Source organism: Massilia sp. BKSP1R2A-1 (genome assembly GCF_050586525.1).
Taxonomy (GTDB): Bacteria; Pseudomonadota; Gammaproteobacteria; order Burkholderiales; family Burkholderiaceae_D; genus Telluria.
Genome location: NZ_JBOBRE010000011.1, coordinates 62,192 through 88,057, shown reverse-complemented (window position 1 = coordinate 88,057; position 25,866 = coordinate 62,192). Strand labels below are relative to the sequence as shown.

Here is a 25,866-nt window from a genome sequence, read left to right as displayed (position 1 = left end):
CGGTAGAATGCATCATTTTTCGACCACAGAAGCTGCCATGACCGATTACGTCCTGACCCGCGTCGCCAACCGCACCGGCGTCATCACGCTCGACCGCCCGAAAGCCCTGAACTCGCTGTCGCTCGACATGGTGCGCGCCATCACCGCGATCCTGCTGGAATGGCAGGCCGATGCCGGCATCGACGCCGTCGTCATCACCAGCAGCAGCGAGAAGGCCCTGTGCGCAGGCGGCGACATCCGCTTCTTCCACGACGTCGGCCGTGTGGCGCCGACGGGCGGCAGCGCGCTGCTGGAAGATTTCTTCACCGAGGAATACGCGCTCAATCACCTGATCCACTTCTATCCGAAACCGTATATCGCGGTGATGGACGGCGTGGTAATGGGCGGCGGCATGGGCATCGCCCAGGGCGGGCCAGGCTGCGGCCTGCGCATCGTCACCGACCGCACCAAGATGGCGATGCCGGAAGTGAACATCGGCCTGTTCCCGGACGTGGGCGGCAGCCATTTCCTCTCGCATGCGCCGGGACAGCTGGGGCAGTACCTGGGCCTGACCGGGTTGACGATCGGCGCGGCCGATGCGCTCTACGTGGGACTAGCCGACGTGTTCGTGCCTGGCGAGAAGCTGGGCGAGCTGAATGCGCTGATCGAGACCACGCCGGGGGCGCAGCTGCCGCAGGCGATCCGCACCTATGCGGCGCAGTTCGCGGCCCAGGCGGGCGCCAGCGAGCTGCAGGCGCAGCGCGGCGTGATCGATGCGCACTTCGGCGCGGCCTCGGTGGCGGCCATCATGGCGTCGCTGGCGCGCGACGAGAATCCGTTTGCGCAGAAGGCGCTGAAGGCGATGCGCCAGCGCTCGCCCCTGATGATGTGCGTGACGCGCGAACTCTTGCAGCGTGGTGCGTCGCTCGATGTGGCGGACTGCCTGCGCATGGAGCGTAACCTGGTGCGCCGCAATTTCGAGCACGGCGAGGTGCTGGAGGGCGTGCGGGCGCTGGTGATCGACAAGGACAATCAGCCGAAGTGGAATCCGGTGACGCTGGAGGAGGTAACGCCGGAAATGGTGGCGCGCTTCTTCGAGCCGGTGTGGCCTGAGTACGCTCACCCGCTGCGCCATCTGTAGGGTGAACGGCTTCGCCGTCCGCGCGTTCAACTCATGGCTGAATTGAGGCGGCGCGTCTATTCATGGCTTGGTTGAACGCGCGGTCGGCAGAGCCGACCACCCTACAGATCAATGGCCTGCGTGCTTTGGCTGCTCGCGGTGGCGCACGATCACCCGTTCGGTCGAACTGAAGTAAGCCCCCAAGCGCTCGGCCATGTACACTGACCGATGCTGCCCACCCGTACACCCCACCGCCACCGTCAAATAGCTGCGGTTGTCCGTCTTGAACGAAGGCAGCCACTTGGCGACAAACGCCTTGATATCCCCCAGCATGTCCGCCGCGCTCGGCTGCGCGTCGAGGAAGTCGATCACCGGCTGGTCACGGCCGGTCAGCGGGCGCAGGGCCAGGTCGTAATACGGGTTCGGGATCGCGCGCACGTCGAACACGAAGTCCGCATCCAGCGGCACGCCCACCTTGAAGGCGAAGGATTCGAAGAACAGGGTCAGCGGCGCGTGCTCGACGTCGGCCAGTTCCTTGATCCAGGCGCGCAGCTTGTTGGCCGAGAGTTCGGAGGTGTCGATCACGTGGCCCAGGTTCTCGATCGCCGACAGGCGTTCGCGTTCCTCGGCGATGCATTCGATCAGGGTGCGGCGTGAAGCGGGATTCTCGCCGGGGCGCAGCTCGTGCGACAGCGGGTGGCTGCGGCGGGTCTCCGAGAAGCGCGCCACCAGCGAGTGCGTGCTCGAGGTCAGGAACATGACCTTGACGTTGTGGCCTTCTTCCTTCAGGTGGCGCACGCTGACCGGCAGCTCCACCAGCGATTCGGCGCTGCGCGCATCGACCGCGACGGCGATCTTGTCGGTGCCTTTTTCGTTGACCGCGTAGACCAGGGCCGGCAGCAGGGCCGGCGGGAGGTTGTCGACGCAGTAGTAGCCTGCGTCTTCCAGGACGTTGAGGGCAACCGATTTGCCCGAGCCGGAAATGCCGGTAATGAGGACGATGTGCATGGCGCGATGATACCCCAAATGGGGGTTAGTCACCGCTCATCGCTTGACGTTGCCGCTCCATGAATTCCTGCAGCGTGTCGATGCCGCGCAGCTGCAGGATGGTGTTGCGCACGGCCGCTTCCAGCAGCACCGCGATGTTGCGGCCGGCCGCGACGGGGATCACAACCTTGCGGATCGGCAGGCCCAGCACGTCCTCGGTCGGGAAGTGGAAGGGCAGGCGTTCGACCTCTTCGTCGAGGGCGCCGCGCTTGACCAGGTGGACGATCAGCTTGAGGCGCATCTTGCGGCGCACCGCGGTCTCGCCAAAAATCGCCTTGATGTCCAGGAGGCCCAGGCCGCGCACTTCCAGCAGGTTCTGCAGCAGCGGCGGGCAACGGCCCTCGATCATGTTCGGGGCGATGCGCGAGAATTCGACGGCGTCGTCGGCCACCAGGCCGTGCGAGCGCGAGATCAGTTCCAGGCCCAGCTCGCTTTTACCGAGGCCCGAGTCGCCGGTGATCAGCACGCCCACGCCCAGCACGTCCATGAAGACGCCGTGCATGATGACGCGCTGCGCCAGCTTCTTGGAGAGATACACGCGCAGGAAGTCGATCACCTGCGCCGCCGGCAGCGGGGTCGAGAACAGGGGAATGTTCTGCTCGTCGCAAATGGCGAGGATGTCGGGCGGGGTTTCCAGGCCCTGGGCGATGATCAGCGCCGGCGGGCCGCCGCCGACCAGCTCGCCGATCACGTGGGAACGCGAGCTCGATTTCAGGCGGTGGTAGTAATTCAGTTCCTGGTGCCCGAAGACCTGGATGCGGCCCGGGTGGATCAGGTTCAGGTGGCCGACCTGGTCGGCGGCCGAGGCGGCATCGCCCGCGATCTGGCGTTCGCCGCCGGGGAAACCCGCGAACCAGCCGAGTTGCAGGCTGTCACGGTTGTCGTCGTACAGCCGTTGGATCGTCAGCGGGGTTTGCAGCATGGGCATAGTGATATGAGCTCGGCAGATTGCCGTGAGGACAGCTCAGTATAGCTCAGCCCAAGGCCTGGAGGCTGGGTTGCCAGTTGATGATGCGCTCGTAGACGGATTTCGGGTCCGGGTCGGTCGCCAGGGCCGTGCGCACCGCTTCGTCCGAGAACAGCTCGGCGATCTCCGACAGGATCTCGAGGTGCTGCTGGGTGACGTGGTCCGGGATCAGGAGGAAGAACAGCAGGCTGACCGGCTGGCCGTCCGGCGACTCGAAAGGAATCGGCTCGCGCAGGCGCACGAAGGCGGCCAGCGGCGACTTCAGGCTTTTCGAGCCCTTGATCCGTCCGTGCGGCACGGCGACGCCGTGACCCAGGCCGGTGGAGCCGAGGCGTTCGCGGGCGAACAGATTGTCCGACACGGTCGAACGAGCGATGCCGCAATTGTTCTCGAAGATCAGACCAGCCTGCTCGAAGGCGCGCTTCTTGCTGGAGACTTCCAGGTCCAGCTGCACGTTTTCGAGTGAGAGGATTTTGCTAAGGTTCGTCATGACTAGTGTGCGTGGCACAGGGTAGCTGCTTGCGAGGCGGAATTATAGGCCTGTTTCCAGGGCGCGGCATTCGATTTCGCATCTGTACGGGTGTACAGTAAAGCAGATGAGGGCAACTCGGCGAAACCGTATGGTTTTGATACAACAGCCCTTTCATCACGATACGCAATTTCCTATACGAAATTACGGAGAAAGGTCCGCAAACGGGCGTGCCGAGCGCTCCGGGCCGACTTTTAGACGCATTTTGCCCCAAATTTGAGCAGCGCGTTTACTTGCCATTTAGTTAAATCAGCCGGTGTCGAACTGTGGCTGAAAAAGTACAGCGCACAGCGTTCGACTACTGGCGCGCGGTGCGCAGGTTGCCCGGCTTGCCGGTGCTGAAGTTGGCGCGCCAGGGATTGATGTCCAGGCCGCCGCGACGGGTATAGCGGGCGTAGACGGCCAGCTTGGTCGGTTTGCACTGGCGCAGCACGTCCATGAAGATACGCTCGACGCATTGCTCGTGGAACTCGTTGTGCTCGCGGAAGCCGATCAGGTATTTCAGCAGGCCTTCCTGGTCGATCTGCGGGCCGACGTAGCGGATCTGCACGGTGCCCCAGTCCGGCTGGCCGGTGACCAGGCAGTTCGACTTCAGCAGGTGCGAGACCAGGGTTTCCTCGACCGGGGCTTCTTCGGTATTCGCCTTCAGGAGCTCGGGCGAAGGAACGTACTGGTCGATCTCGACGTCGAGGCGGTCCAGCAGCGTACCGTCGAGCTCGCCCATTTGCAGGCTGCCGAAGGCGTCCGGCGTCGTGATCGTCACGTGCACCGGGGCGCCGAAGGCGGCGGACAGGTCCTGGCGCAGCAGTTCGCCCAAGGCATCGGTGCCGGCAAGCCTGGTCTGGTTGAAGGAATTCAGGTAGAGCTTGAAGGACTTCGATTCGACGATGTTCGGCGAATCGGCGGGCGCCGTGATGGTGGCGATCGCCACCTGCGGCTTGCCGCGCATGTTCAGCCAGGACAGCTCGTAGGCGTTCCAGATGTCGACCCCGAAGAAGGGAAGGGTGACGCCCGCGCCCAGGCCGATCTCTTCGCGCTTTTGCAGGCGGGGAATCGGGAACAGGAGCTCGGGGGCGTACTGGCTCTGGTAGGCGGAGGTTTTGCCGAGTGGCGATTGATCAGGAGTATTCATAGCAAACAAAGGACGCTTGTGGCGTAGGGTGGACGGCTTCGCCGTCCGCGCGTTCAAATAAACGGTGCGTACCGCTGGTGGGGATAACACTGCGGTACGAGAATTGGGCTCCGGCCAAGGGGGACGCCTAGTCCCGGAGCGACGTGCAAAGGCCGCAGAAACAATCGGCTGATTTCTATGCGCCCAGGAACAGCTTGTACACCGGATTGGCACTCTCATCCCAATACCGATACCCCAGCTTCGCCAGCGACTGCCTGAACTCATCCATCTCCGCCGCCGGCACCTGCAGCCCGACGAGGATGCGTCCCACGTCGCCGCCCTGGTTCCGGTAGTGGAACAACGAGATGTTCCAGTTCGGCGCCATGCTGTCGAGGAAGCGCATGAGCGCGCCCGGCCGTTCGGGAAACTCGAAACGATACAGCAATTCGTCCTGGGCCAGCGCGCTTTTTCCGCCGACCAGGTGGCGGATGTGGAGCTTGGCCAGTTCGTCGTGGGTGAGATCCAGGGTGCGGAAATCGTGTTCCTCGAAGGTGCGGGCCAGCAGGCCCGACTCGCCGCGGCTGCCCACCTGCACGCCAACAAAAATGTGCGCCTCGCGCGAATCGCTGATGCGGTAGTTGAACTCGGTGACGTTGCGCGGTCCGACGAGGGCGCAGAAGCGCCGGAAGCTGCCGCGCTGCTCGGGGATCGTCACCGCGAACACCGCTTCGCGCGATTCGCCCAGCTCCGCGCGTTCGGCGACGAAGCGCAGCCGGTCGAAGTTCATGTTGGCGCCGCAGGCAACCGCCACCAGGGTCTCGTTCTTGACCGGATTGCGCGACATCTGCGCGCGCTCGACATAGGCCTTGGCGCCGGCCACCGCCAGCGCGCCGGCCGGCTCGAGGATGCTGCGGGTGTCCTGGAACACGTCCTGGATCGCGGCGCAGATGGCGTCGGTGTCGACGATGATGATCTCGTCGACTACTTCCTTCGCCACGCGGAAGGTCTCTTCGCCCACCAGGCGCACCGCGGTGCCGTCCGAGAACAGGCCGACGTCGGTGAGCGTGACGCGCTCGCCGGCCTTCAGGCTTTTCGCCATCGCATCCGAATCCAGGGTCTGCACGCCGATGATCTTGATGTCCGGGCGCACCGCCTTGACATAAGCGCCCACGCCGGCCACCAGGCCGCCGCCGCCGATGGCCACGAAAATCGCGTGGATCGGGCCGGAATGCTGGCGCAGGATCTCCATGCCGATGGTGCCCTGGCCGGCGATCACGTCCGGATCGTCGAAGGGGTGGACAAAAGTCAGGCGCTGCTCCTTTTCCAGCAGCAGGGCGTGGTTGTAGGCGTCGGTATAGGAGTCGCCGTGCAGGACGACTTCCACGCTGGCGCCGCCGCGCGCCTTCACGGCGTCGATCTTCACCTGTGGCGTGGTGGTCGGCATCACGATCAGGGCGCGGCAGCCCAGGCGTGCGGCCGACAGGGCCACGCCCTGCGCATGGTTGCCGGCCGAGGCGCAGATCACGCCGCGCTTCAGGCTTTCGGGCGTGAGGTTTGCCATCTTGTTGTAGGCGCCGCGCAGCTTGAAGCTGAACACGCTCTGCATGTCTTCGCGCTTGAAGTAGATGCGGTTGCCCAGGCGGTTCGACAGCGTCGGGGCGTAGTCGAGCGGGGTTTCTTCGGCGACGTCGTAGACGCGGGCGGTCAGGATTCTCTTGAGATAATCGGTGGTCATGGTCGGCAATCGGGTGTGCAATGCCGGCGGGGGTGGGCCGGCGGGGTCCGGACGACGCAAACTGTTCCGCTCAGGGGGTGGCCGGGGCGCTCAAGTAGCGATGCGGCGGGCTGGATGGCAGGCCCAACGTATCGTGTCGTTACGTAAAGTGATCCTCATTATAATGGACCATTATCGCAATCGCTCAAGCCCATCCCTTCAATGATCGAATCCGCCGTCACCTGGTTGCTGGACGTCCTTGCCGCACCGAGCATCGGGCTGACCTCGATTTTCATCATCAGCTTCATCTCCGCCACCCTGCTGCCGCTCGGCTCGGAGCCGGCGGTGTTCGCCGTGGTGAAGGCCAATCCGGCCATGTTCTGGCCGGCCGTTTTTGTGGGCACGCTGGGCAACACCCTGGGCGGCGCGGTCGACTACTTCATCGGCTACCGCGCCAAGGTGGCCTTTGCCAAGGAGCGCCAGAGCCGCTGGTTCGGCTGGCTCAAGAAATACGGCGCCAAGACCATGCTGCTGTCCTGGGTGCCGGGCGTGGGCGACCCCCTGTGCACCCTGGCCGGCTGGCTGCACCTGCCGTTCTGGCCCAGTGTGATGTACATGGCGATCGGGAAGTTCCTGCGCTATGTGACGATGACGGCGGTGCTGCTCTACATCCCGAACGGCTTCTGGAAGACGGTCGGCGATTTCTTCGAGCGCCTCATCGGCTGATTCCCGCCTGGCCTGCATGTAGAATCAGCGCATGGACAATGCAGGACTTCACCCGGACCCGCGGGACTACCTCGGCGCCAGCCGCCACATCGACTTCGGCTACCCCGAGGTGCGCGCCACCGCACACCGGCTGGCGGCGCGCGGCGGCAGCCGGCAGGACATCGCGCGGGCCTGCTTCGAGTTCGTGCGCGACGAGATCGCGCACAGCGCCGACGTGCGGCGCGGCCCCGTCACCTGTAGCGCCTCGAGCGTGCTGCGCAACGGGGTCGGCTTCTGCTACGCCAAGAGCCACCTGCTGGCGGCCCTGCTGCGCGCCAACGGCATCCCGGCCGGCCTGTGCTACCAGCGCCTGGCGACCGGCGACCCGCGCGCTCCGTATTGCCTGCACGGGCTGAATGCGGTCTGGCTGGACGATATCGGCTGGTACCGGATCGACCCGCGCGGCAACAAGCCCGGCGTGGATGCGCAATTCGATCCTCCGCGCGAAGCCCTGGCCTTCAGCCTGGGAGACGATCCGGGCGAGGCCGACCTGCCGGGCATCTGGGTCGAGCCGCTGCCGGTCGTGGTCGAGGTCCTGACGCGCAGCGCCTCCTTCGAAGAGGTGCTGGCCGGGCTGCCGGATAGCGAGGCTTAAGGAAAACCTCAACAAGCGGGTGGAAGGCTTGGCCATGTTGCATCGTCATGGCCAGCCTGACTTCGCGTCCCGACGCCTTTTTGCAGCTTCCAGCCACGACAGCTCGGGGCGGACGGCCGGCGCCATCCGCTCCGGCAGCCGTTGAAACGGCGCCGGCGCCCATGACCAGGGAAGCCGCGCAGGCGTCCGAAGCGCCGGCGTCCGCCGTCGAGTCCATCGTGGAAAACGCGCGGCGCAGCGCAAGGAAAGCCGCCCGCTCATCGTGGCGCCGCCCGATAGCCCGCAGATCCGGCTGCGGCAGGGCATGGAGCATGCTCATGCCATGGCCAGGCCCCGCGTGTGGGAGGCGCCCAAGGTCGAGGAGCTGGTGAACAATACCGGCGACGGTGCGCGCCGCACGCGCGTCATCACGGGCCGGGGCACGTACTGCATCACCCAGCGCGCCCACGACCAATGTCGAGATGATCCAGATGCACGGCTGGACCCGCCTGACCAACTGCCCCGCGCACGAGGAACCGGCCAAGCCGCAGGAGTGGCGTACGGCGCGCGATTGAGGCCGGCGTGGCGTATCATGCGGGCCTATGAACAAGCCACCAAGTATCCTCTCCCTCCTGCTCGCCCTCGTCCTGCTCGCGGTCTTCGGCGTCCTCGGCGCCAAGTTCATGCTTGGCCGGCATTCGGCATCGACCATGAGCCAGCTCGGCGCCGTCTGGCCGAACATCGAGACCATGCCGGCAAGCGAACGCAACTTCCTCGTCGAGCTCGCGCACACCTGCAACGTGACGACCCGCGAGCCCGTGCGCGCGGAAGTCGTCGACTGCCTGCGCTCGGTGCAGATGAATGCGGCTGCTACCGCAAGGCTGGACGGCCTGCTCAAGCAGGCGCCGAATCCGGAATCCACACCAGCAGGTCGGTGACGCCGATGTCCACGCCCGCCTGCATCAGGAGGGTGCTGGCCTGGCCGCGGTGATGGGTCTGGTGGTTGAAGAAGTGCAGCAGCACGCTGCCGAAATGCTTGTGGAAGACCTGGCCGCTCATGGTCCGGTAGCTGAAGGTCTGGTCCAGGTCGGCCGGCCGCAGCTCGCTTGCAAAGGCGACGATCAGACCGTCGAGGCGCTCGCGGTGCACGCGCAGCTCCGCCAGGCTGTCGCCGAAGGAGTGCCGCAGGCTGGTGGGCAGCGGCGCTCCGCGCAACGACGCCAGGGCGCGGAAAGCGGAGGGATGCTGGGCGAAGCGCGTCAGCCAGATCGTATCGCCGGCCAGCAGGTGGTTCATGGTACCGAGCAGGGAGCCGAAGAAGGCGCCGCGGTCTGCGCTTACTTCCTCGGCCGACAGCGTGGCCGCCGCATCGTACATCTTGCGGTTCATGGTCTCGCTGTACTGCGCGAGCAGGGCGATGTCTTCACAGCTGGGCACGTGGATTCCTTTCCTTGTCGAGATGGGCGTCAACCGTGAGCATCGCGCACAACCGCCGAAAGATCACCTTTCCTTATGCAATATGCCATTATCGCCACGCGTGCAAACGAATGATGCATGATAGCCCCTTTGTGCAAACGAAATTTGCATTCCTGAGGCTGTTTCGGAATTTTCTTGTGCCGGCCTCTGTAGTATTCCTTCCCCTCCCCAGCGTGGTGCAGCGCAATAAGCTAGAATGAACCTCCTTCGGACACGTCTGAACGACGCCCTGCATCCATGAACGCGCCCGCACACATCCATACCCTGCTCGCCGACAATGCTCCTGCACGCCTGCGCGAGATCCCCTATAACTACACCTCCTTCTCGGACCGCGAAATCGTGATCCGCCTGCTGGGCGAATCCTCGTGGCGCCTGCTGGACGAATTGCGCGGCGCCCGCCAGACCGGCCGATCGGCGCGCATGCTGTACGAGGTGCTGGGCGATATCTGGGTGGTGCGCCGCAATCCCTACCTGCAGGACGACCTGCTGGATAACCCGAAGCGCCGCCAGAAGCTGATCGACGCTCTGCATCACCGCCTGGGCGAAGTCGACAAGCGCCGCACCACCGTGGACGCGGAAGAAGGCGACCCGCAGGCGGCAAGCGCGCGCAGCGCCGCCGTCGAGCAGCTCTTGGGGGCGGCGCGCAAGGCGGTCGACGATTTCGCGCGCGAGTTCCGCGAAACCTACGACCTGCGCAAGCGCGCGAAGCAGGTGCTCGGCGCCTATACCGACAAGCGCAACATCCGCTTCGACGGCATGCACCGCGTCTCGCACGTGACCGATGCCACCGACTGGCGCGTCGAATACCCCTTCCTGGTCCTGCTGCCCGACAGCGAAGAAGAGATGGCCGGCCTGGTGAAGGGCTGCATCGAACTGGGCCTGACCATCATCCCGCGCGGCGGCGGTACCGGCTACACGGGCGGCGCGATTCCGCTCACGCCGATGTCGGCCGTGATCAACACCGAAAAACTGATCGGCATCGGCGAGGTCGAGCTGCAACGCCTGCCCGGCGTGGACCGCGAGTACGCGACCATCCACACCTATGCCGGCGTGGTCACCCAGCGCGTCTCGCAGGCGGCCGAGAAAGCCGGCTTCGTGTTCGCGGTCGATCCGACCTCGGCGCACGCTTCCTGCATCGGCGGGAACATCGCCATGAACGCGGGCGGCAAGAAGGCCGTCCTGTGGGGCACGGCGCTCGACAACCTGGCGTCCTGGCGCATGGTCGACCCGAACGGCGACTGGCTGGAAGTCACGCGCATGGACCACAACCTGTCCAAGATCCACGACGCGCCGGTCGCCACCTTCAAGCTGGAATGGACGCATCCGACCCTGCGCGGGGCGGCCAGGGCCGAGCCCTTCCGCACCGAGACGCTGGCCATCGAAGGCCGGCGCTTCCGCAAGGAAGGCCTGGGCAAGGACGTCACCGACAAATTCCTGGCCGGCCTGCCGGGGATCCAGAAGGAAGGCACCGACGGTCTGATCACGTCGGCGCGCTGGATCCTGCACAAGATGCCGAAGTTCACCCGCACCGTGGCGCTGGAATTCTTCGGCCAGGCGCGCGATGCGATCCCGTCGATCGTCGAGATCAAGGACTACCTCGACAGCCTGCCGAAGAACGGCGATCCGGCCTTCGCGACCCTGCGCCTGGCGGGCCTGGAACACCTGGACGAGCGCTACCTGCGCGCGGTCGGCTACGCGACGAAGTCCAAGCGCGGCGTGCTGCCCAAGATGGCGCTGTTCGGCGACATCGTCGGCGACGACGAGAACGCGGTGGCGATCGCGGCCTCGGAAGTGGTGCGCCTGGCGAACACCCGCGTGGGCGAAGGCTTTGTCGCCGTCAGCGCTGAGGCACGCAAGAAATTCTGGCTGGATCGCGCCCGCACCGCGGCGATCGCGCGCCACACCAACGCCTTCAAGATCAATGAAGACGTGGTGATTCCCCTGAACCGCATGGGTGAGTACACCGACGGCATCGAGCGCATCAACGTCGAGCTGTCGATCAAGAACAAGCTGCAGCTGGCCGAAGCCCTGCACGAGTACCTGTCGAACGAGCACCTGCCGATCGAGAAGAGCGACGACGCCACCGGCGACACCGTCGACCGCGCCGAGATCCTGGGCGACCGTCCGCAACAGGCGGTGGCGCTGGTGGAGCTGGTGCAGGCGCGCTGGAGCTTCATCCTGGCCAACCTGGACGCACCGCTGCGCGACGTGCGCAGCAAGCTCGATGAGCTGGGCCTGGACGGACTGTCCCAGACGCTCGACGGACGCATCGGTACGCAGCCGGATGCGCTGCTGTTCGACGTGGTGCAGGACCACACCATCCGCGCCTCCTGGAAGCAGGAGCTGCGCGCCCCGCTGCGCCAGATCTTCAACGGCGCCGCCTATAAATGCATCCTCGACGAGTGCACGGCGATCCACAAGCGCGTGCTGCGTTCGCGCGTTTTCGTCGCCCTGCACATGCACGCAGGCGACGGCAACGTGCACACCAACCTGCCGGTGAACTCGGACGACTACGCGATGCTGCAGGACGCCCACAAGGCCGTCGAGCGCATCATGAAGCTGGCCAGAAGCCTGGACGGCGTGATCTCGGGCGAACACGGCATCGGCATCACCAAGCTGGAATTCCTGACGGACGAAGAGATCCGCGAATTCCGCGAGTATAAAAACCGCGTCGACCCGGAAGGCCGCTTCAACAAGGGCAAGCTGCTCAACACGACGGCCGTGTCGGCCGACCTGCGCAACGCCTACACGCCGTCCTTCGGCCTGATGGGCCACGAATCGCTCATCATGCAGCAGAGCGACATCGGCGAGATCGCCAACAGCATCAAGGACTGCCTGCGCTGCGGGAAGTGCAAGCCGGTCTGCACCACCCACGTGCCGCAGTCGAACCTGCTGTACTCCCCACGCGACAAGATTCTCTCGACCTCGGCCCTGATCGAAGCCTTCCTGTATGAGGAGCAGACCCGCCGCGGCGTCTCGATCCGGCACTGGGAAGAGTTCGAGGACGTCTCCGACCACTGCACCGTGTGCCACAAGTGCGTGACGCCGTGCCCGGTCAACATCGACTTCGGCGATGTCTCGATGAATATGCGTAACCTGCTGCGCAAGATGGACAAGCGCAGCTTCAAGCCGGCCAACCGCGCGGCCATGTTCTTCCTGAACGCGACCGACCCGACCACCATCAACGCCACCCGCAAGGTGATGGTCGACTGGGGTTACAAAGCCCAGCGCCTGGGCAACCAGATGCTGCGCGGCCTGGCCAAGCCGCAGGTCGAAGCCCCGCCTCCGACCACCGGCAAGGCGCCCGTGCGCGAGCAGGTGATCCACTTCATCAACAAGAAGATGCCTGGCAACCTGCCGAAGAAGACGGCGCGCGCCCTGCTCGACATCGAGGACGACAAGGTCATCCCGATCATCCGCAATCCGAAGGCGACCAATGCCGACACCGAGGCCGTGTTCTACTTCCCGGGCTGCGGTTCGGAGCGCCTGTTCTCGCAGGTGGGCCTGGCGACCCAGGCGATGCTGTGGGAAGTGGGCGTGCAGACCGTGCTGCCGCCGGGCTACCTGTGCTGCGGCTATCCCCAGCGCGGCGCCGGCCAGTACGACAAGGCCGACAAGATGGTGACGGACAACCGCGTGCTGTTCCACCGCATGGCCAACACGCTGAACTACCTCGACATCAAGACGGTCGTGGTGTCGTGCGGCACCTGCTACGACTCGCTGGCGAACTACGAGTTCGACAAGATCTTCCCGGGCTGCCGCCTCATCGACATCCACGAATACCTGATGGAGAAGGGCGTCAAGCTGGAAGGCGTCACCGGCACCCGCTACATGTACCACGACCCTTGCCACACCCCGATGAAGCTGCAGGATTCGATCAAGACCGTGAACGCGCTGGTCTCCACCGTGGACAACGTGAAGATCGAGAAGAACGACCGCTGCTGCGGCGAATCCGGCACCTTCGCCGTGAGCCGCCCGGACATCGCGACCCAGGTCCGCTCGCGCAAGCAGGGCGAGATGGAGAAGGGCGCCGACAAGCTGCGCGAGGACGGCTTCAAGGGCGAGGTCAAGATCCTGACCAGCTGCCCGTCCTGCCTGCAGGGCCTGTCGCGCTACAACCATGACTCCGGCACCACCGCCGACTACATCGTGGTCGAGATGGCGCGCCACCTGCTGGGCGAGAACTGGTTGCCGGACTACGTCGCGCGCGCCAACAACGGCGGCATCGAAAGGGTGCTGGTATGACGGCGCCTTTGAGGCAGCCCGGCTGCGAGCTGTGCGAACTGAGCGTGCCGGTCGCCTGGCAGGGGGATAAATTCTCGGTCATCCTCGTGGACGATGCGGCCTATCCGGGCTTCTGCCGCGTGATTCTCCGCGACCACGTGCGCGAGATGAGCGACCTGTCGCGTGAAGACCGCCTGCTGATCAACGAGGCCGTCTACCAGGTCGAGTTGGCGGTGCGCGACGTCATGCGTCCGCTGAAGGTCAATGTGGCCAGCCTCGGCAACGTGGTGCCGCACCTGCACTGGCACGTGATTCCGCGCTATGCGGACGATGCGCATTTCCCGGCGCCGGTGTGGGCCCAGGCCGCGCGCCAGACTGACGCAGCCACGCTGGCCGAGCGCCGTGCGCTGCTGCCGGCGCTGCAAGAAGCCATCGCCAAGCGTTTCAACCAATAAGAGGAGCATCCATGCCCAACCCAACCGACATCGCCGTCCGCCAGAAATCCCGCGTGCTGGAAATCGCCTTCGACGACGGCAGCAGCTTTTCGATTCCCTTCGAGCTGATGCGCGTGTACTCGCCCTCTGCCGAAGTGAAGGGCCATGGACCCGGCCAGGAAGTGCTGCAGGTCGGCAAGCGAGAAGTCGGCATCACGGGCGTGGAGCCGGTCGGGAACTACGCGATCAAGCCCCTGTTCGACGATGGCCACGCGAGCGGCATCTTCACCTGGGACTACCTGCACAAGCTGGGCAGCGAGCAGGGCTCGCTGTGGCAGCAGTACCTCGACCGCCTGCACGCGGCCGGTTTCGCAGGCGATAGCGGCCGCGAACCGGGTACCGGGCTGCCGGGCGCGCCGGTCCATGGCGGCTGCGGGCACAAGCACTAACATTTTGTTCTCCCCCGTCGACATTTCTGTCGATATGCGGCAATGTCATTCGTCATGCCAGCGCCCGGACGTCCGGGTGACCTTTTGGGAGAACGAGCATGGAATACATGACCCTGATCTACGCCGACGAGCAGCTGTACAGCGACATGCCGGAGGCCGGCCTGGCCGCCCTGATGGCCGAGTATGGCCGTTATGCGCAGGAGATGGAGGCGGCCGGCGTCCTGCGCGGCGGCTCCGAGCTGGCCCCTGTCCACGCTGCCACCACGGTGCGGCTGCGCGGCGGCAAGGTGGTCTGCAGCGACGGGCCGTTTGCCGAGACCAAGGAGCAGCTCGGGGGCTACATGCTGATCGAATGCGACAATCTCGATGAGGCCATCAAGTGGGCGGCCCGCTGCCCCTCGGCCGCGCAGGGATCGATCGAACTGCGGCCACTCGTCCATAACGGCTGAAGCCCGTGGAAGCGCGCGTCATCGGCGAAGTCTGCCGGCGCGAGGGCGGCAAGGTGCTGGCAGGGCTGATCCGCCGCTTCGGCGACATCGGCCTTGCCGAGGACCTGCTGCAGGACGCCTACGCCCGGGCGCTCGAACGCTGGCCCCGCGACGGCTTGCCGGACAATCCGGCGGGCTGGCTGACGACGGTGGCGCGCAACCGCGGCCTGGACATCCTGCGCCGCGCGGCGCGCACCCTGGACGATTCGGGCGCGGTGCTCGCCCGTCTCGAGGCCGAGCCGCCGCAGGAGCAAGACGAGGGACAGCTGGACGACGACCGGCTGCGCCTGATCTTCGTGTGCTGCCATCCGGCCCTGCATCCGCGCGCGCAGAGCGCACTGGCCCTGCGCACCCTGTGCGGCCTGTCCACGCGCGAGATCGCCCGCGCCTTCTGCGAGAGCGAGGCCACGACCGCCCAGCGCCTGGTGCGCGCCAAGCGCAAGATCGCAGAAGCCCGCATCCCCTTCGTGATTCCCGTTGAAAGCGAGCTGCCCGGGCGGATGGCCATCGTGCTGCAGGTGATCTACCTGGTCTTCAACGAAGGCTATGCGGCGACCGAGGGCGCGCGGCTGGTGCGGCTGGACCTGTGCAAGGAGGCGATCCGCCTGGGACGCCTGATGCGCGAGCTGATGCCGGCCGACGCCGAAGTGCGGGGCCTGCTGGCCCTGATGCTGCTTACCCATGCGCGCAGTGCGGCGCGCGTTTCAAACGTGGGCGAGCTGCTGACGCTGGAACAGCAGGATCGCTCCTTGTGGGACCGCGATGCGATCCGCGAAGGCCTGGCCATCCTCGACGAAGCGCTGGCGCTGCGCCGTTCCGGGCCCTACCAGATCCAGGCCGCCATCGCGGCCCTGCACAGCAAGGCGGCACGCGCTGTAGTTACTGACTGGGCGCAGATCGCGGCCCTCTACGGCGCCCTGCTGCGCCACCTTCCCACGCCGGTGGTGCGCATGAACGCCGCGGTCGCCCACGGGATGGCCAGTGGCCCGAAGGAAGGACTGCGCGCGCTGGAACACTTGGACGACATGGAAGGCTCGCATTACCTGCATGCCGCGCGCGCCGCGTTCCACCTTCGCCTGGGCGACATGCATGCGGCCAGTGCTGCTTACGTCCACGCCGCCGGCCTGGCCGGGAATGAGGTCGAACGCGCCTGGCTGCTGGCCCGCGCTAGAGCTGCGCAAGGAGATTGTGTGCACACGCCCGCACCGCATCGCGCAATGCGCCCGGCTTCCTGATCTCGAAGCCGAAGGGCAGGGCGGCCAACTGGCGTGCGAACCAGTCGATATCGTCGGACTGGTTGTGCATCACCACCCCATCCTCCACCTGTTCGAACACGCCGATGGTGTCGAAGAACTGCGCCTGCGCGGTTGCCAGGGTCGTCTTGAGCAGCACCTCGATCGCGACCGCGCGCGGCAGCGTGGCCACCGAGCGCACCAGGTAAGCCAGCGCATCGAAACCGCGCGGCCGCTCGAAGCGCCGGCCGAGGGGCGTGAGCGCATCGATGCGGTCGAGCCGGAAGGAGCGCAGGTCGGCGCGCAGGTGGCAGTGTGCGACCACATACCAGCAGCCGCCGTGGTAGGCCAGGCCGTAGGGATCGATGTCGCGCCGGGTCGTGCTGCCTGCCGCATCGACGTAGTTGAGGTGAACCCGCTCCTGACCCCGCGCCGCCACCGACAGGATGCCCAGCGCGGCGCTGCCGGCGCCGGTGGCCGCGCGCCGCACATCCAGTTGGACGGTTTCGGCCACCGCGCGCACGCGCTCGCGCAGCAGGGCGGGCATGGTGCGTTCCAGTTTCGCCTGGACGCCGGCAATGGCCGGCGCGGCGCGCTCCAGCCCCAGGCTGCGCGCGCCCAGCAGGCCGACGGACAGGGCCAGGGCCTCCTCCTCGCTGAACATCATCGGCGGCAGCTTGAACCCGGCCACCAGCGCGTAACCGCCGGCGCGCCCGCGTTCGGCCGTCACGGGGATGCCCATCTCTTCGAGCATGGCAATGTAGCGCCGGACGGTGCGCACGTCCACCTCAAGGCGCGCCGCGATCTCGGCGCCGCTGACCTGGCCATGGGCCTGCAGCAGTTCCAGCACCGCCAGCACGCGGGTCGTCGGTTTCATTCGAGCTCCAGAAAATCAGGACCGATTATGTCCTGATTCGCCCTTATCGTGCTGTTTTGTCATCCGCAGTGTTATCGAAAAGGAGAAAAACAATGGCGGACTTCGCACAACTGGGGCTGTTCTTCGTGGTCGTCTTCGGCGTGATCGCGCTGCCCGGCCTCGACATGGCCTTCGTGCTGGCCAGCTCGCTGCGCGGCGGGAATGGCGCGGGAATGGCGGCGGTCGGCGGCATCATGCTGGGCGGCGTGGCCCACGTCCTGATGGGCGTACTGGGCGTGGCCGCCATCCTGGCAGTGTGGCCACCCCTGTTCAACGCCGTGCTGCTGGCCGGCGCCGTCTACATCGCCTGGATCGGCTGGAACCTGCTGCGCTCGCGCGAAGGCGTGGCGCTGCCGCAAGCGCGTGCGGGACGGGGCGGCCCGGTCTTCCTGCAGGGGATGCTCACCTGCCTGCTCAATCCGAAAGCCTATGTCTTCATGCTGGCGATCTTCCCGCAATTTCTGCATCCGGAACGCGGCCATTTGTGGACCCAGGCCGCGCTGCTCGGCCTGATCACGGCGCTGACGCAGGCGATGGTCTACGGCACGGTGGCGGCGGGCGCGCTGCGAGCCCAGCGCTGGCTGGGCGGGAACCCGCGCGCCGGACTGGCGGCGGCACGCGCGGTAGGCGCCGTCCTGGTCGGTGCCTCCCTACTCACCGTGCTGCAAGGCTGGACCTGACCAACAATGAGGGTCAGAGTTAAATTATTCACCAACATTCTGCCGTCAACGGACGTCGCCCAATTGATCTTCATAGCGGCCAATTGAGTTGAAGATCGTACCCAACAATTCGACTCTGACCCTCATTTGGGTGGGCGGCAAGCGCGGCAAACCTAATTGGGGTCAGAGTCAAATTATTCGCTAAGAGTCTTGTGGCAATGGCGGAGGAGTAGTTTTTGATGCTCACGCGGCAGATCGCAGGATCAATTGGCAAACAATTTGACTCTGACCCCAATTAACCCCAATTAAAGGGGGAAGTGCGGCCGGAAAAGACAAGGGCACGTCCTTGGACGTGCCCTGATCGACCTGCCCTCGAAGGGGCGGCGTGCTTACTGTGCTTGCGCCTGGATGTTCGATGCCTGCTTGCCCTTCGGGCCGGCGGTGATGTCGAAGCTCACGCGCTGGTTTTCCGCCAACGACTTGAAACCGTTCGCATTGATAGCCGAGAAGTGCGCAAAGACGTCTTCGCCACCGCCGTCCGGGGTGATGAAGCCGAAACCTTTAGCATCGTTGAACCATTTTACAGTGCCAGTCGCCATGGTAATTCCCTCATTAAGTTTATCTGTGTTATCGCCCTGTTCGCGTACCCAGGGGTTCAGGACCGATGGTGCGCTTAACATTGCAAAAGTGATTATAGAGACAATTTTTTAAAACGGTGACAAGAATTTTTCAATCGTGCGCACCGTCAACTTTTACCCACACCGCCCGTCTCCAAAGGTGGGCAGGAGCATCCTGCAATCGATCAGAAACTGAAGGGCATGCGCACCGTCAGCGAGACGTCCGGGGTGTCGCGGGTCACGCCGGCGCCCACCGCCACGCTCAGCGAACGCTTCTCGCTCAGGCGGTAGGAATAGCCCAGCAGCAGGGTGCCCAGCTGGGTGCGCACCGAGCCTGGCACCGTGCGGCCGTTCTGCTTCATGCGGCCCACCGTGCTGTGGTCGTAGCCCAGGCTCAGCGACGCCTTCTCGTTCAGGGCCAGGCCCATGCCGAAGTTGAAGCCGATGATGGCGCCCGGTTCCAGCTCGCCCAGCGGCTCGCGCACGCCGTCGCGCACCAGGCGGGTGACGTTGCTGCGCTTGAAGTTGTGCAGGTAGCTGATGTTGCCGAAGAAGACCGCCGGGTCCGAGGGGAAGAGCCAGGTCAGGCTGCCCTGCAGCGAGTGGAAGCCCGAGCCGGTCGGCAGCGACAGCGGCAGGCCGGTGCCGGTGACGTTTTCGCCGATGCAGCGGGTCTGGCAGTCGGTCACGACCTCGAAGGGGTCCTTGCCGGTGGTCGACTTGTAGCGCAGGCCGCCGATGTAATAGGGTTTGTCCGCGCCGCCGTTGTTGAGCTGGTAGCGGGTGGCGATCTCGACGTCGCCCAGGTCCTTGCCGCTGGTGCTGAAGACGCGCTCGGCGGCGGTGCCGGTGAAGATCTCGCGGCTGACGGTGGCGTCCGAACGGTACACATACGGCACCTTGAGCTCGACCTCCATCCGGTTGCTCAGGCCGGTACGGCCGGTGAGCGAACCGGTGAAGGTGTTGCGTTTCACCTCGCGCACGTCCACCAGGCCGATCAGCAGCGCCGGGATCACGGTATAGCCGACCAGGGCCACGCGGTTGCTCGAGGAGTAGCCGAACTGCAGCGCCGGCTCGAGGATGTACTTGCCGCGCGGGGTCAGCACGCCGGGCGCCTCGAACAGCGGCGCCACTTCCGGCGGGCGCTGGTCGTTCGGGTTGCGGCTCGCGGTGTTCTGGGCGGGGGACTGGTTACGCGCCGCCGGCTGGGCCGGGGCCTGGCCGCCCACCGGGGCCGGGGTCGATGGGGGCGGATTGGTCGGCGGCCGCTGCTGGTTTTGCTGCTGCTGGTTCTGCGCCACCTTGTTGGCCTGCGCCTTGTTCTGCTGATTGTTCTGTTGGCCGTTGTTCTGCGCGCCGTTGTTGGGCGCACCGCCGTTCTGCCCGCCCGTGCCGCGCTGCTCGTCCAGCAGGCGGTCTTCGATGCGCGGCGGCAGGACGATCGCATCGGCCAGCGCCGGCGTCGCGTCGTCGCGGCGTTCTTCGATGCGTTCGATCTTGGCGCGCTGCGCCTGCAGTTCGCGCATCAAGCGGTCGACCAGCTCGCGCTGGGCGGCCAGTTCGGCTTTCAGGGTGGCCAGTTCCTGGCTGCGGTCCTGCTCTGTGCCAGGGGTCTGCTGCGCATGGGCGACCGGCGCCATCAACATGGCCGCCAGTCCGGCGGCCTTGATGCGCGCAAGGGGGATATACATCCGTCTCTCCGTCGGCAAATTAATAATATTGCAATACTACAGGTTTCCTGCCGAGCGCACGATTGCGTCGCGTATCGTCGAGTGAAAATTCAGGTCCTTGATCAGGGCCATGCTGTTCACGGTCGAGGTGATCGTGGTGTAGGTCTGGATGGTCTGGTCGTTCAGGGTGTTCTGGACCAAGGTGGCGCCATTGGCCAGGCCCAGGTCGGGGGCGACCATATTGCCGTTGCCGATCTGGATCAGGCGGGCGCTGCCCAAGGCATCGCGGGCCTGGGCCAGCTGGTCGGCCGAGACGGTGCCCAGGTCGGAAATCGCGACATTGGTGCGCGACATGACTTCGCCATTGATCGAAACGACCCGCTCGATCCCCAGCGAGAGATTGAGGCCGCCCGGCGTCTCGAAGCCGCCGCGCGCGCCGTCGAGGGTGTCGGCGTCGACCGCCGTCCAGCCCTCGGGGCCGTCGGCGGCAAGCGAGGCGCCGCAGGCCCCGGCGAGCAGTGTGGCCAGCAAGGCCCGGCATGCGTGTGTGAGCCATTGCATGGTAAATCCTTTCAAAAGTCGCCAGGGCCGAATTTCGGCAGGCTCTGGCTGTACTGTTCCAGGTTGATGCCGTTGCCCAGCGGTGCGCGCGGTGCGGCGCGCCATTGCTCGGGAACGTTGAAGGCAACCTGGCCGGGATATTTGTAGATGACGAACAGGAGCCGGTTGGTCCACAGCTCCATGAAGCGCTCGCGTGTGACCGAGCGGGTGCCGGCGGACGGGTCGCCGAGCAGGATGCGGCCGTCCTCGGCGCCCTTGATGACGACGAAGTGGTTGTAGCCGCGATCGGTGATCAGGACGATGGCCGGGAGTTTCGCTTCGAGCAGCTTGTCGAGCGGCTGCTGGAAGCCGTCGCCGATGAAGCCCTTCGAAGCCAGGAAGTTTTTCATGTCCAGCATGGAAAAGCCCTGCTTGTGGATCTTGGCCTTGTCGCCGTTGGCGTACATCTGGTCGAAGACCGCCTTTTCCGTCACCGGGGTGTTGAAATGGTAGGTCAGCAGGGTTGCGACGGCGGCCGAGCCGCAGCTGAAGTCGAACTGCTGGCGGGTGGTGCTGCGAAACTTGATTTCCTTGAGGCTGGTGACCGGCACGTTGGCCCGCTGCCCGACCGCGAAATCGATTGTCGAGGCCGGGCACCGGGGCGCCAGCAACACGCCGCACAGGACAGTGCCAATGGCGAAGGTCTTGTTCATGAGGCCTATTGCAGACGCAGGTTGATGGTCGTGGCGCTCTGGATCAGCACGTTCGAACCGCTGTTCTGGATCACCACCGGCAGGCCCTGCGAGTTCGCGAAGGAGCCGCTGTCGATGACGTTGTTGCCGCTCACCGTGTTGACCGCCGTGTTGTTGCCGACGGTGCCGCCGAGGACCGACTCCGCGTGCATGGTGTCGTCCTTGCCGGTAGTGCGCTCGAGACGCGCGCTGTCGCTCGCTTCCCAGCTGCTGGCGACGCCGCGCGCCGCCGGGGCCACGTTCACCTCGGACAGGAAGCTGATTCGGACCGGCAGCTTCTCCGGTTCGGCGGCCTGGGCCCCGAACGGGAGCGCGACCAGCGCCGCCAGCATGATTCGGTACACAGGTTTCATGTGATCTCCCCTGGTTGAGAAAACCGCAGCGCGCCCAAGGACGCGCCGCGGTTCCGGGCCTGGATTACTGGCCGCTGCCCACGTTCATGTTCGACTGAACGTTGACGCTTTGCTGGATCAGCGAGGAGAAGCCGTTGTTCTGGCTGATCACCGAGATGCCGGCTGCGCCCGAGGCGACGTTGGACATGGCGTTCGACATGTCGAAGGCGCCGGTGGTCACGTTCTGGGTGCCGCCGTTGCCGCCGGTGCCCATGCCGCCGTTGCCGCCGGTGGCGTCGCCGCCGGTGTTGGAGCCGCCCATGCCGCCTGCGCCGCCGGTCGAGGTGCCGCCCTGGCCGCCTGCGCCGCCGTTACCGCCGGTGGCCGCGCCCGAGGTGCCCGAACCGCTGGCCGAATCGCCGTTGGTGGCGGCGCCACCTGCTGCGCCCGAGCCGCTGGTGTTCGACGAAGAGCCGCTTGCCGCGCCGTTGCCGCCGGTGCCGCCTGCCGCGCCCGCGCCGCCTTCGCCGCCTGCCGCGCCTGCGCCGCCGGCTGCGCCCATGCCGCCGTCGCCGCCCGAGCCGCCTGCACCGCCCATGCCGCCTTCACCGCCTGCCGCGCCCGCGCCAGCGGTCGAGGTGCCCGAAGCGCCTGCGCCGCCGTTCGAGGTGCCTGCGCCGCCGGTACCTCCGGTGGCCGAACCTGCCGCGCCTGCGCCGCCCATGCCGCCTTCGCCGCCGGTGCCCGAGGCGCCTGCGCCGCCGGTGCCCGAGGCGCCTGCGCCGCCAGTGCCGCTCAGGCCCGCGCCTGCGCCGCCCATGCCGCCGGTGGCCGCGCCGCCTGCTGCGCCGGCGCCGCCGGTTGCCGAACCTTCAGCGCCCGAGCCGCCTGCGCCACCCGCAGCGCCTGCGCCGCCGGTGCCGCCGGCGCCGGACATGGCGTCACCGCCGGTGTTGGCCGAACCGCCGGTGCTGCCCGAACCGGCCGAGACCGCGCCGCTGGTGCTGCCCGCCGCGCCGCTGGCGCCGCCTGCACCGCCGGCTTCCGAGCTGCCCGGCATGCCGCCGGCGCCCGAGGTGGTGGTGTTGTCGCCGTTCGAGGCCATGCCGCCGCTGGCGGTGTCGCTCGACGATGCGGTCGAACCGGTGGCCGCGCCGGTTGCGCCTGCCGCGCCGCCTGCGCCGCCCATGCCGCCGGCAGCGCCCGCGCCGCCGGTGGCGCCCGAGCCGCCGCCCATGCCGCCGGCGCCCGAGGTGGTCGAGCCGGCGCTGCCGCCGTTGCCGCCGTCTTGCGCGCCGGTGCTGCCGCCCATGCCGCCGGTGGCTGCGCCACCCAGGCCGCCGGTTGCGCCGCCGCCTGCGGCGCCCGCGCCGCCTGCGCCGCCGGTTGCGCTCGAGCCGCCGGCTTCGCCGCCGGTGGCGCCCGAGGCGCCGCCCATGCCGCCGGTAGCGGCGGAGGAACCGCCAGCGCCGCCCATGCCGCCGGCCGCGCCAGCGCCGCCGGCGTTACCGCCCGCACCCATGCCGCCTGCGCCGCCCGCGGCGCCGTTGCCGCCCATGCCGCCTGCCGCGCCCGCACCGCCTGCGCCGCCGGCTGCGCCCGCGCCGCCGTTGCCGGTGTCGGCATTGCCGGTGTTGCCGCCTGCGCCGCCTGCGCCGCCGGCTGCGTTGCCGACCGAGGCTGCGCCGCTCGAGGCTGCGCCGCTCATGCCCGACGCGCCTGCGCCGCCGGCCGCGCCGCTGGCGCCCGAAGCCGAACCGCCGGCCGCGCCGTTCGAGCCGCTGGCGTCACCGCCGTTGGCCGCGCCGCCGGCTGCGCCGTTGCCGCGTGCGCCGTTGGCGTTGCCGCTGTTGGCGGCGACGTTGCCGATGTTGTTGATGTTGTTGCCGGTCACGGTGCCGGTCAGGTTGCTGGTCGCATTCGCGCTCGAGGTGTTGAACGAGTTCGACATGTTCGAGGTCGCATCGCCGCCGTTGTTGGCGGCGGCCGACGCGGCAGCCGAAGCGGCCGAGTTGCCCGAGCTGCGGTTCTGGCCCGAGTTGTCGCGCGAGTTGTTGGTGCTGGTGGTGCTGTTGTCCGAACGGTCGCTGTTGTCCGACGCGTCGGTGTTGTTGGTGGTGGTGTTCGTGGTGGTGCGCTGGCTGTTATCGGTGTTGGTCGTGGTGTCGGTGCGCTGGCTGTTGTCCGAACGATCGCTGTTATCGGTGTTCGTCGTGGTAGTCGTGGTCGTGTTCGTGCGCTGGCTGTTGTTGGTGTTGTCCGTGGTGTTGGTGCTGTTGTTCGAACGGTCGATGCTCGTGGTTTGGGTGTTGTCGCCACGGACGCGGTCGACGGTGGTGTTGCCGTCTTGTGCGTGGGCCAGACCGAATGCCGATGCGATCGCGATCGCCAGGATAGTGCGCTTCATCTGTTACTCCCCTATATGTCACTCAATAAGTTGATATGCCCGGTGTCTAAATGACAACCGGTCCATCTCCCTATAAGCACTTAGCGTGCCAGCTTCGGTTTTGCGCGCAAGTCTTTGATTAAATTGAGTGTTTTTACGGAAAGAAAGTTTGTAGGACTAACTTGATGAGGCAGTTCAATAACTCGAGAAAAAAGTGTCTCAACCTTGTGACAGTTGTAACGTGATTGTCACCAGACTGTATCAAGCTGTAACGCAGCGAAGGGCGTGGCGTGACGCCACGGCCCGGAAAATTGCTGTGATAACGTAGGAATCTGGGAAGGAAAAACAAGGCGGGGCGCAGGGCGCGCCGGGAGAGGCCTGCGCGCCGATCAGGGGGCGATCGAGTGCTTGGCCATGAGGCGATACAGCGTCATGCGCGAGACACCGAGGTCGCGCGCGGCCTGGCTGATGTTGTTGCCGCAGCGGGCCAGGCTGTTCCAGATGGCGGTGCGTTCGGCGCTTCCGCGCGAGTTGTCGAGCCCGTCGCGCAGGATGATGGCGTCGTCCTGCGGCGCCAGTTCCAGGTCTTCCGGCATGATCAGGCGGTTCTCCGCCAGCACCATGGCGCGCCGCATGCGATTGATCAGTTCGCGGATATTGCCCGGCCAGTCGTGCTGGGCCATCGCACGCAGGGCCTGCTTGCTCACGCCTTTTACCTGCGGGCTTTTTTCGTCCGCGTATTTATTGAAAATAATCTCGGTGAGCATCGGCAGGTCGTCCTTGCGCTCGCGCAGCGGCGGCACGCGGATCGGAAACACGCTGAGGCGGTAGTACAGGTCTTCGCGGAAGCGTCCCTCGGCCACCGCCTTGGGCAGGTCGACGTGGGTGGCGGCGATCACGCGCGCATCGACCGGCAGGGTGCGGGTGCCGCCGACCCGGTAGATGGTGCGTTCCTGCAGGAAGCGCAGCAGGCTGGCCTGCAGGTCGAGCGGCAGGTCGCCGATCTCGTCCAGGAAGATGCTGCCGCCCGAGGCCGCTTCGATCAGGCCCGGTTTGTCCTTGGCCGCGCCGGTGAAGGCGCCGCGCTCGTAGCCGAACAGCTCGGAGTGGATCAGGCCCGGCGGGATGGCTGCACAATTGATTGCGATGAAGGGGCCGCTGGCGCGCGGCGATTGCGCATGGATTTCCTGCGCCGCCAGTTCCTTGCCGCTGCCGCTTTCGCCCGCGATCAGCACCGGCGCGTCGACCGCGGCGATCTTGTCGATGTGGGCGCGCAGGCGCCGGATCGCCGCCGACTGGCCGTCGATGCGGCGTGCGCTGTCCAGGCGCTTGTGCGGCGGCGTGGACTTGGCCAGCATCGCCATGCCGTGGGCGTGGCCGAGCGAGTGGTGCAGGCGCACCGTGTCCACGGGACGGGTATGGAAGTCGAACAGGTGGGTGGCGATCGCCTGGCGCAGCTGGGGCCGGTGCAGCAAGTCGGAATTGAACACGCCGATCCAGCGGATGTGGTGATGTTGCTGCAGGAAGCGTTCGGTGTCGTCGTGCTCGAGGCTGCCGTCGCCGTCGAGCAGCAGCCCGACCGGATAGTGCTGCTGCGCGAGCACCTTGCGGGCGGCCTGAATGCTGTCGACCGTGCAGACGTCCCAGCCGCGCAGCTCCCCGCAGGCCGCGCGGACCCCTGCGCTCCCTTCATTCGTAATGCATAACAGTCGCTTGACCGACACCATTAACCTCGTTTTTCTTCGTTATTACGGTAATGCAGGACGGCGCTGTCGGCCGGAATGCCGGGCAGAAGGTCAGGCAAACCCCCGGTAGAGGTTGCCGGATTTGTCCGACAACGATTAGGCATTATTTAAACAGAAACCAGAGGTTTTAGGCGCACAGG

Annotated in this window: 24 protein-coding genes; 10 read left to right on the top strand and 14 right to left on the bottom strand. The window is 66.2% G+C overall.

The window, feature by feature from the left end; all coding sequences use genetic code 11:
• The first annotated feature begins 37 nt into the window (after window positions 1-37).
• Window positions 38-1,120: an enoyl-CoA hydratase/isomerase family protein gene (locus ACQ7JA_RS17300; RefSeq protein WP_430899954.1), complete on the top strand. Its 1,083-nt coding sequence runs from the start codon at window positions 38-40 to the stop codon at window positions 1,118-1,120.
• 108 nt (window positions 1,121-1,228) lie between these two features.
• On the opposite strand, the gene rapZ is transcribed toward ACQ7JA_RS17300, so the two are convergent.
• From rapZ to ilvA, 5 genes are all read right to left on the bottom strand, one after another.
• Window positions 1,229-2,107 carry an RNase adapter RapZ gene (gene rapZ / locus ACQ7JA_RS17295; protein ID WP_430899952.1) on the bottom strand — a complete coding sequence of 293 codons (879 nt, stop codon included), beginning with the start codon at window positions 2,105-2,107 and terminating at the stop codon, window positions 1,229-1,231.
• A 25-nt stretch (window positions 2,108-2,132) separates the two neighbouring features.
• Window positions 2,133-3,068 carry an HPr(Ser) kinase/phosphatase gene (hprK, locus tag ACQ7JA_RS17290; protein ID WP_258830225.1) on the bottom strand — a complete coding sequence of 312 codons (936 nt, stop codon included), beginning with the start codon at window positions 3,066-3,068 and terminating at the stop codon, window positions 2,133-2,135.
• A 52-nt stretch (window positions 3,069-3,120) separates the two neighbouring features.
• Window positions 3,121-3,603, bottom strand: coding sequence for a PTS sugar transporter subunit IIA (locus tag ACQ7JA_RS17285; RefSeq protein WP_258830198.1), 483 nt, complete (start codon window positions 3,601-3,603; stop codon window positions 3,121-3,123).
• 337 nt (window positions 3,604-3,940) lie between these two features.
• On the bottom strand, window positions 3,941-4,774 hold the full coding sequence (gene queF, locus ACQ7JA_RS17280; RefSeq protein WP_430899949.1) for an NADPH-dependent 7-cyano-7-deazaguanine reductase QueF: 834 nt from the start codon (window positions 4,772-4,774) through the stop codon (window positions 3,941-3,943).
• A 175-nt stretch (window positions 4,775-4,949) separates the two neighbouring features.
• Entirely contained in the window at window positions 4,950-6,488 is a 1,539-nt protein-coding gene (ilvA, locus tag ACQ7JA_RS17275) for a threonine ammonia-lyase, biosynthetic (RefSeq protein ID WP_430899947.1), read from the bottom strand.
• A gap of 201 nt (window positions 6,489-6,689) precedes the next feature.
• Here ilvA and ACQ7JA_RS17270 point away from each other — a divergent pair, with 201 nt between their 5' ends.
• The 3 genes from ACQ7JA_RS17270 (at window position 6,690) to ACQ7JA_RS17260 (ending at window position 8,744) form a co-directional block, all read left to right on the top strand.
• Window positions 6,690-7,193 (top strand): YqaA family protein, encoded by a 504-nt coding sequence (locus ACQ7JA_RS17270; protein WP_258830201.1) that lies wholly within the window; start codon window positions 6,690-6,692, stop codon window positions 7,191-7,193.
• Between the two features lie 31 nt (window positions 7,194-7,224).
• On the top strand, window positions 7,225-7,827 hold the full coding sequence (locus ACQ7JA_RS17265) for a transglutaminase-like domain-containing protein (protein ID WP_430899945.1): 603 nt from the start codon (window positions 7,225-7,227) through the stop codon (window positions 7,825-7,827).
• Window positions 7,828-8,408: 581 nt separating this feature from the next.
• Window positions 8,409-8,744, top strand: coding sequence for a hypothetical protein (locus ACQ7JA_RS17260; protein ID WP_430899943.1), 336 nt, complete (start codon window positions 8,409-8,411; stop codon window positions 8,742-8,744).
• On the opposite strand, the gene ACQ7JA_RS17255 is transcribed toward ACQ7JA_RS17260, so the two are convergent.
• On the bottom strand, window positions 8,701-9,243 hold the full coding sequence (locus ACQ7JA_RS17255; RefSeq protein ID WP_430899941.1) for a DinB family protein: 543 nt from the start codon (window positions 9,241-9,243) through the stop codon (window positions 8,701-8,703). The genes ACQ7JA_RS17260 and ACQ7JA_RS17255 overlap by 44 nt on opposite strands.
• 276 nt (window positions 9,244-9,519) lie before the next feature.
• On the opposite strand from ACQ7JA_RS17255, the gene ACQ7JA_RS17250 reads away from it, so the two are divergent.
• The 5 genes from ACQ7JA_RS17250 (at window position 9,520) to ACQ7JA_RS17230 (ending at window position 16,112) form a co-directional block, all read left to right on the top strand.
• A complete protein-coding gene (locus ACQ7JA_RS17250) occupies window positions 9,520-13,527 on the top strand; it encodes a DUF3683 domain-containing protein (RefSeq protein WP_430899939.1) in 4,008 nt (1,335 codons plus the stop codon).
• Window positions 13,524-13,961: an HIT family protein gene (locus ACQ7JA_RS17245; protein WP_430899937.1), complete on the top strand. Its 438-nt coding sequence runs from the start codon at window positions 13,524-13,526 to the stop codon at window positions 13,959-13,961. Before ACQ7JA_RS17250 ends, ACQ7JA_RS17245 begins: the two co-directional genes overlap by 4 nt.
• A gap of 11 nt (window positions 13,962-13,972) precedes the next feature.
• A complete protein-coding gene (locus ACQ7JA_RS17240) occupies window positions 13,973-14,389 on the top strand; it encodes a gamma-butyrobetaine hydroxylase-like domain-containing protein (RefSeq protein ID WP_430899935.1) in 417 nt (138 codons plus the stop codon).
• 98 nt (window positions 14,390-14,487) lie between these two features.
• The gene (locus ACQ7JA_RS17235; protein ID WP_430899933.1) at window positions 14,488-14,838 is read left to right on the top strand and encodes a YciI family protein; all 351 of its coding nucleotides are present in this window, start codon (window positions 14,488-14,490) and stop codon (window positions 14,836-14,838) included.
• 5 nt (window positions 14,839-14,843) lie between these two features.
• Window positions 14,844-16,112 carry an RNA polymerase sigma factor gene (locus ACQ7JA_RS17230; protein ID WP_430899931.1) on the top strand — a complete coding sequence of 423 codons (1,269 nt, stop codon included), beginning with the start codon at window positions 14,844-14,846 and terminating at the stop codon, window positions 16,110-16,112.
• Here ACQ7JA_RS17230 and ACQ7JA_RS17225 read toward each other — a convergent pair.
• Window positions 16,045-16,986 (bottom strand): helix-turn-helix transcriptional regulator, encoded by a 942-nt coding sequence (locus ACQ7JA_RS17225; RefSeq protein ID WP_430899929.1) that lies wholly within the window; start codon window positions 16,984-16,986, stop codon window positions 16,045-16,047. The two genes, ACQ7JA_RS17230 and ACQ7JA_RS17225, sit on opposite strands and share 68 nt — an antisense overlap.
• A gap of 92 nt (window positions 16,987-17,078) precedes the next feature.
• On the opposite strand from ACQ7JA_RS17225, the gene ACQ7JA_RS17220 reads away from it, so the two are divergent.
• Window positions 17,079-17,705: a LysE family translocator gene (locus ACQ7JA_RS17220; protein ID WP_430899927.1), complete on the top strand. Its 627-nt coding sequence runs from the start codon at window positions 17,079-17,081 to the stop codon at window positions 17,703-17,705.
• A 368-nt stretch (window positions 17,706-18,073) separates the two neighbouring features.
• On the opposite strand, the gene ACQ7JA_RS17215 is transcribed toward ACQ7JA_RS17220, so the two are convergent.
• From ACQ7JA_RS17215 to ACQ7JA_RS17185, 7 genes are all read right to left on the bottom strand, one after another.
• Window positions 18,074-18,283 carry a cold-shock protein gene (locus ACQ7JA_RS17215; RefSeq protein ID WP_430899925.1) on the bottom strand — a complete coding sequence of 70 codons (210 nt, stop codon included), beginning with the start codon at window positions 18,281-18,283 and terminating at the stop codon, window positions 18,074-18,076.
• 203 nt (window positions 18,284-18,486) lie between these two features.
• Window positions 18,487-19,992 carry a hypothetical protein gene (locus ACQ7JA_RS17210; protein ID WP_430899923.1) on the bottom strand — a complete coding sequence of 502 codons (1,506 nt, stop codon included), beginning with the start codon at window positions 19,990-19,992 and terminating at the stop codon, window positions 18,487-18,489.
• A gap of 36 nt (window positions 19,993-20,028) precedes the next feature.
• Window positions 20,029-20,532 (bottom strand): hypothetical protein, encoded by a 504-nt coding sequence (locus ACQ7JA_RS17205; RefSeq protein WP_430899921.1) that lies wholly within the window; start codon window positions 20,530-20,532, stop codon window positions 20,029-20,031.
• 11 nt (window positions 20,533-20,543) lie between these two features.
• Complete coding sequence (locus ACQ7JA_RS17200; protein ID WP_430899919.1) at window positions 20,544-21,224, bottom strand: C39 family peptidase; 681 nt, start codon at window positions 21,222-21,224, stop codon at window positions 20,544-20,546.
• 5 nt (window positions 21,225-21,229) lie between these two features.
• A complete protein-coding gene (locus tag ACQ7JA_RS17195) occupies window positions 21,230-21,616 on the bottom strand; it encodes a hypothetical protein (RefSeq protein WP_430899917.1) in 387 nt (128 codons plus the stop codon).
• A gap of 64 nt (window positions 21,617-21,680) precedes the next feature.
• Window positions 21,681-24,002, bottom strand: coding sequence for a hypothetical protein (locus ACQ7JA_RS17190; RefSeq protein ID WP_430899915.1), 2,322 nt, complete (start codon window positions 24,000-24,002; stop codon window positions 21,681-21,683).
• 368 nt (window positions 24,003-24,370) lie between these two features.
• A complete protein-coding gene (locus ACQ7JA_RS17185; protein ID WP_430899913.1) occupies window positions 24,371-25,708 on the bottom strand; it encodes a sigma 54-interacting transcriptional regulator in 1,338 nt (445 codons plus the stop codon).
• Window positions 25,709-25,866: the final 158 nt, after the last annotated feature.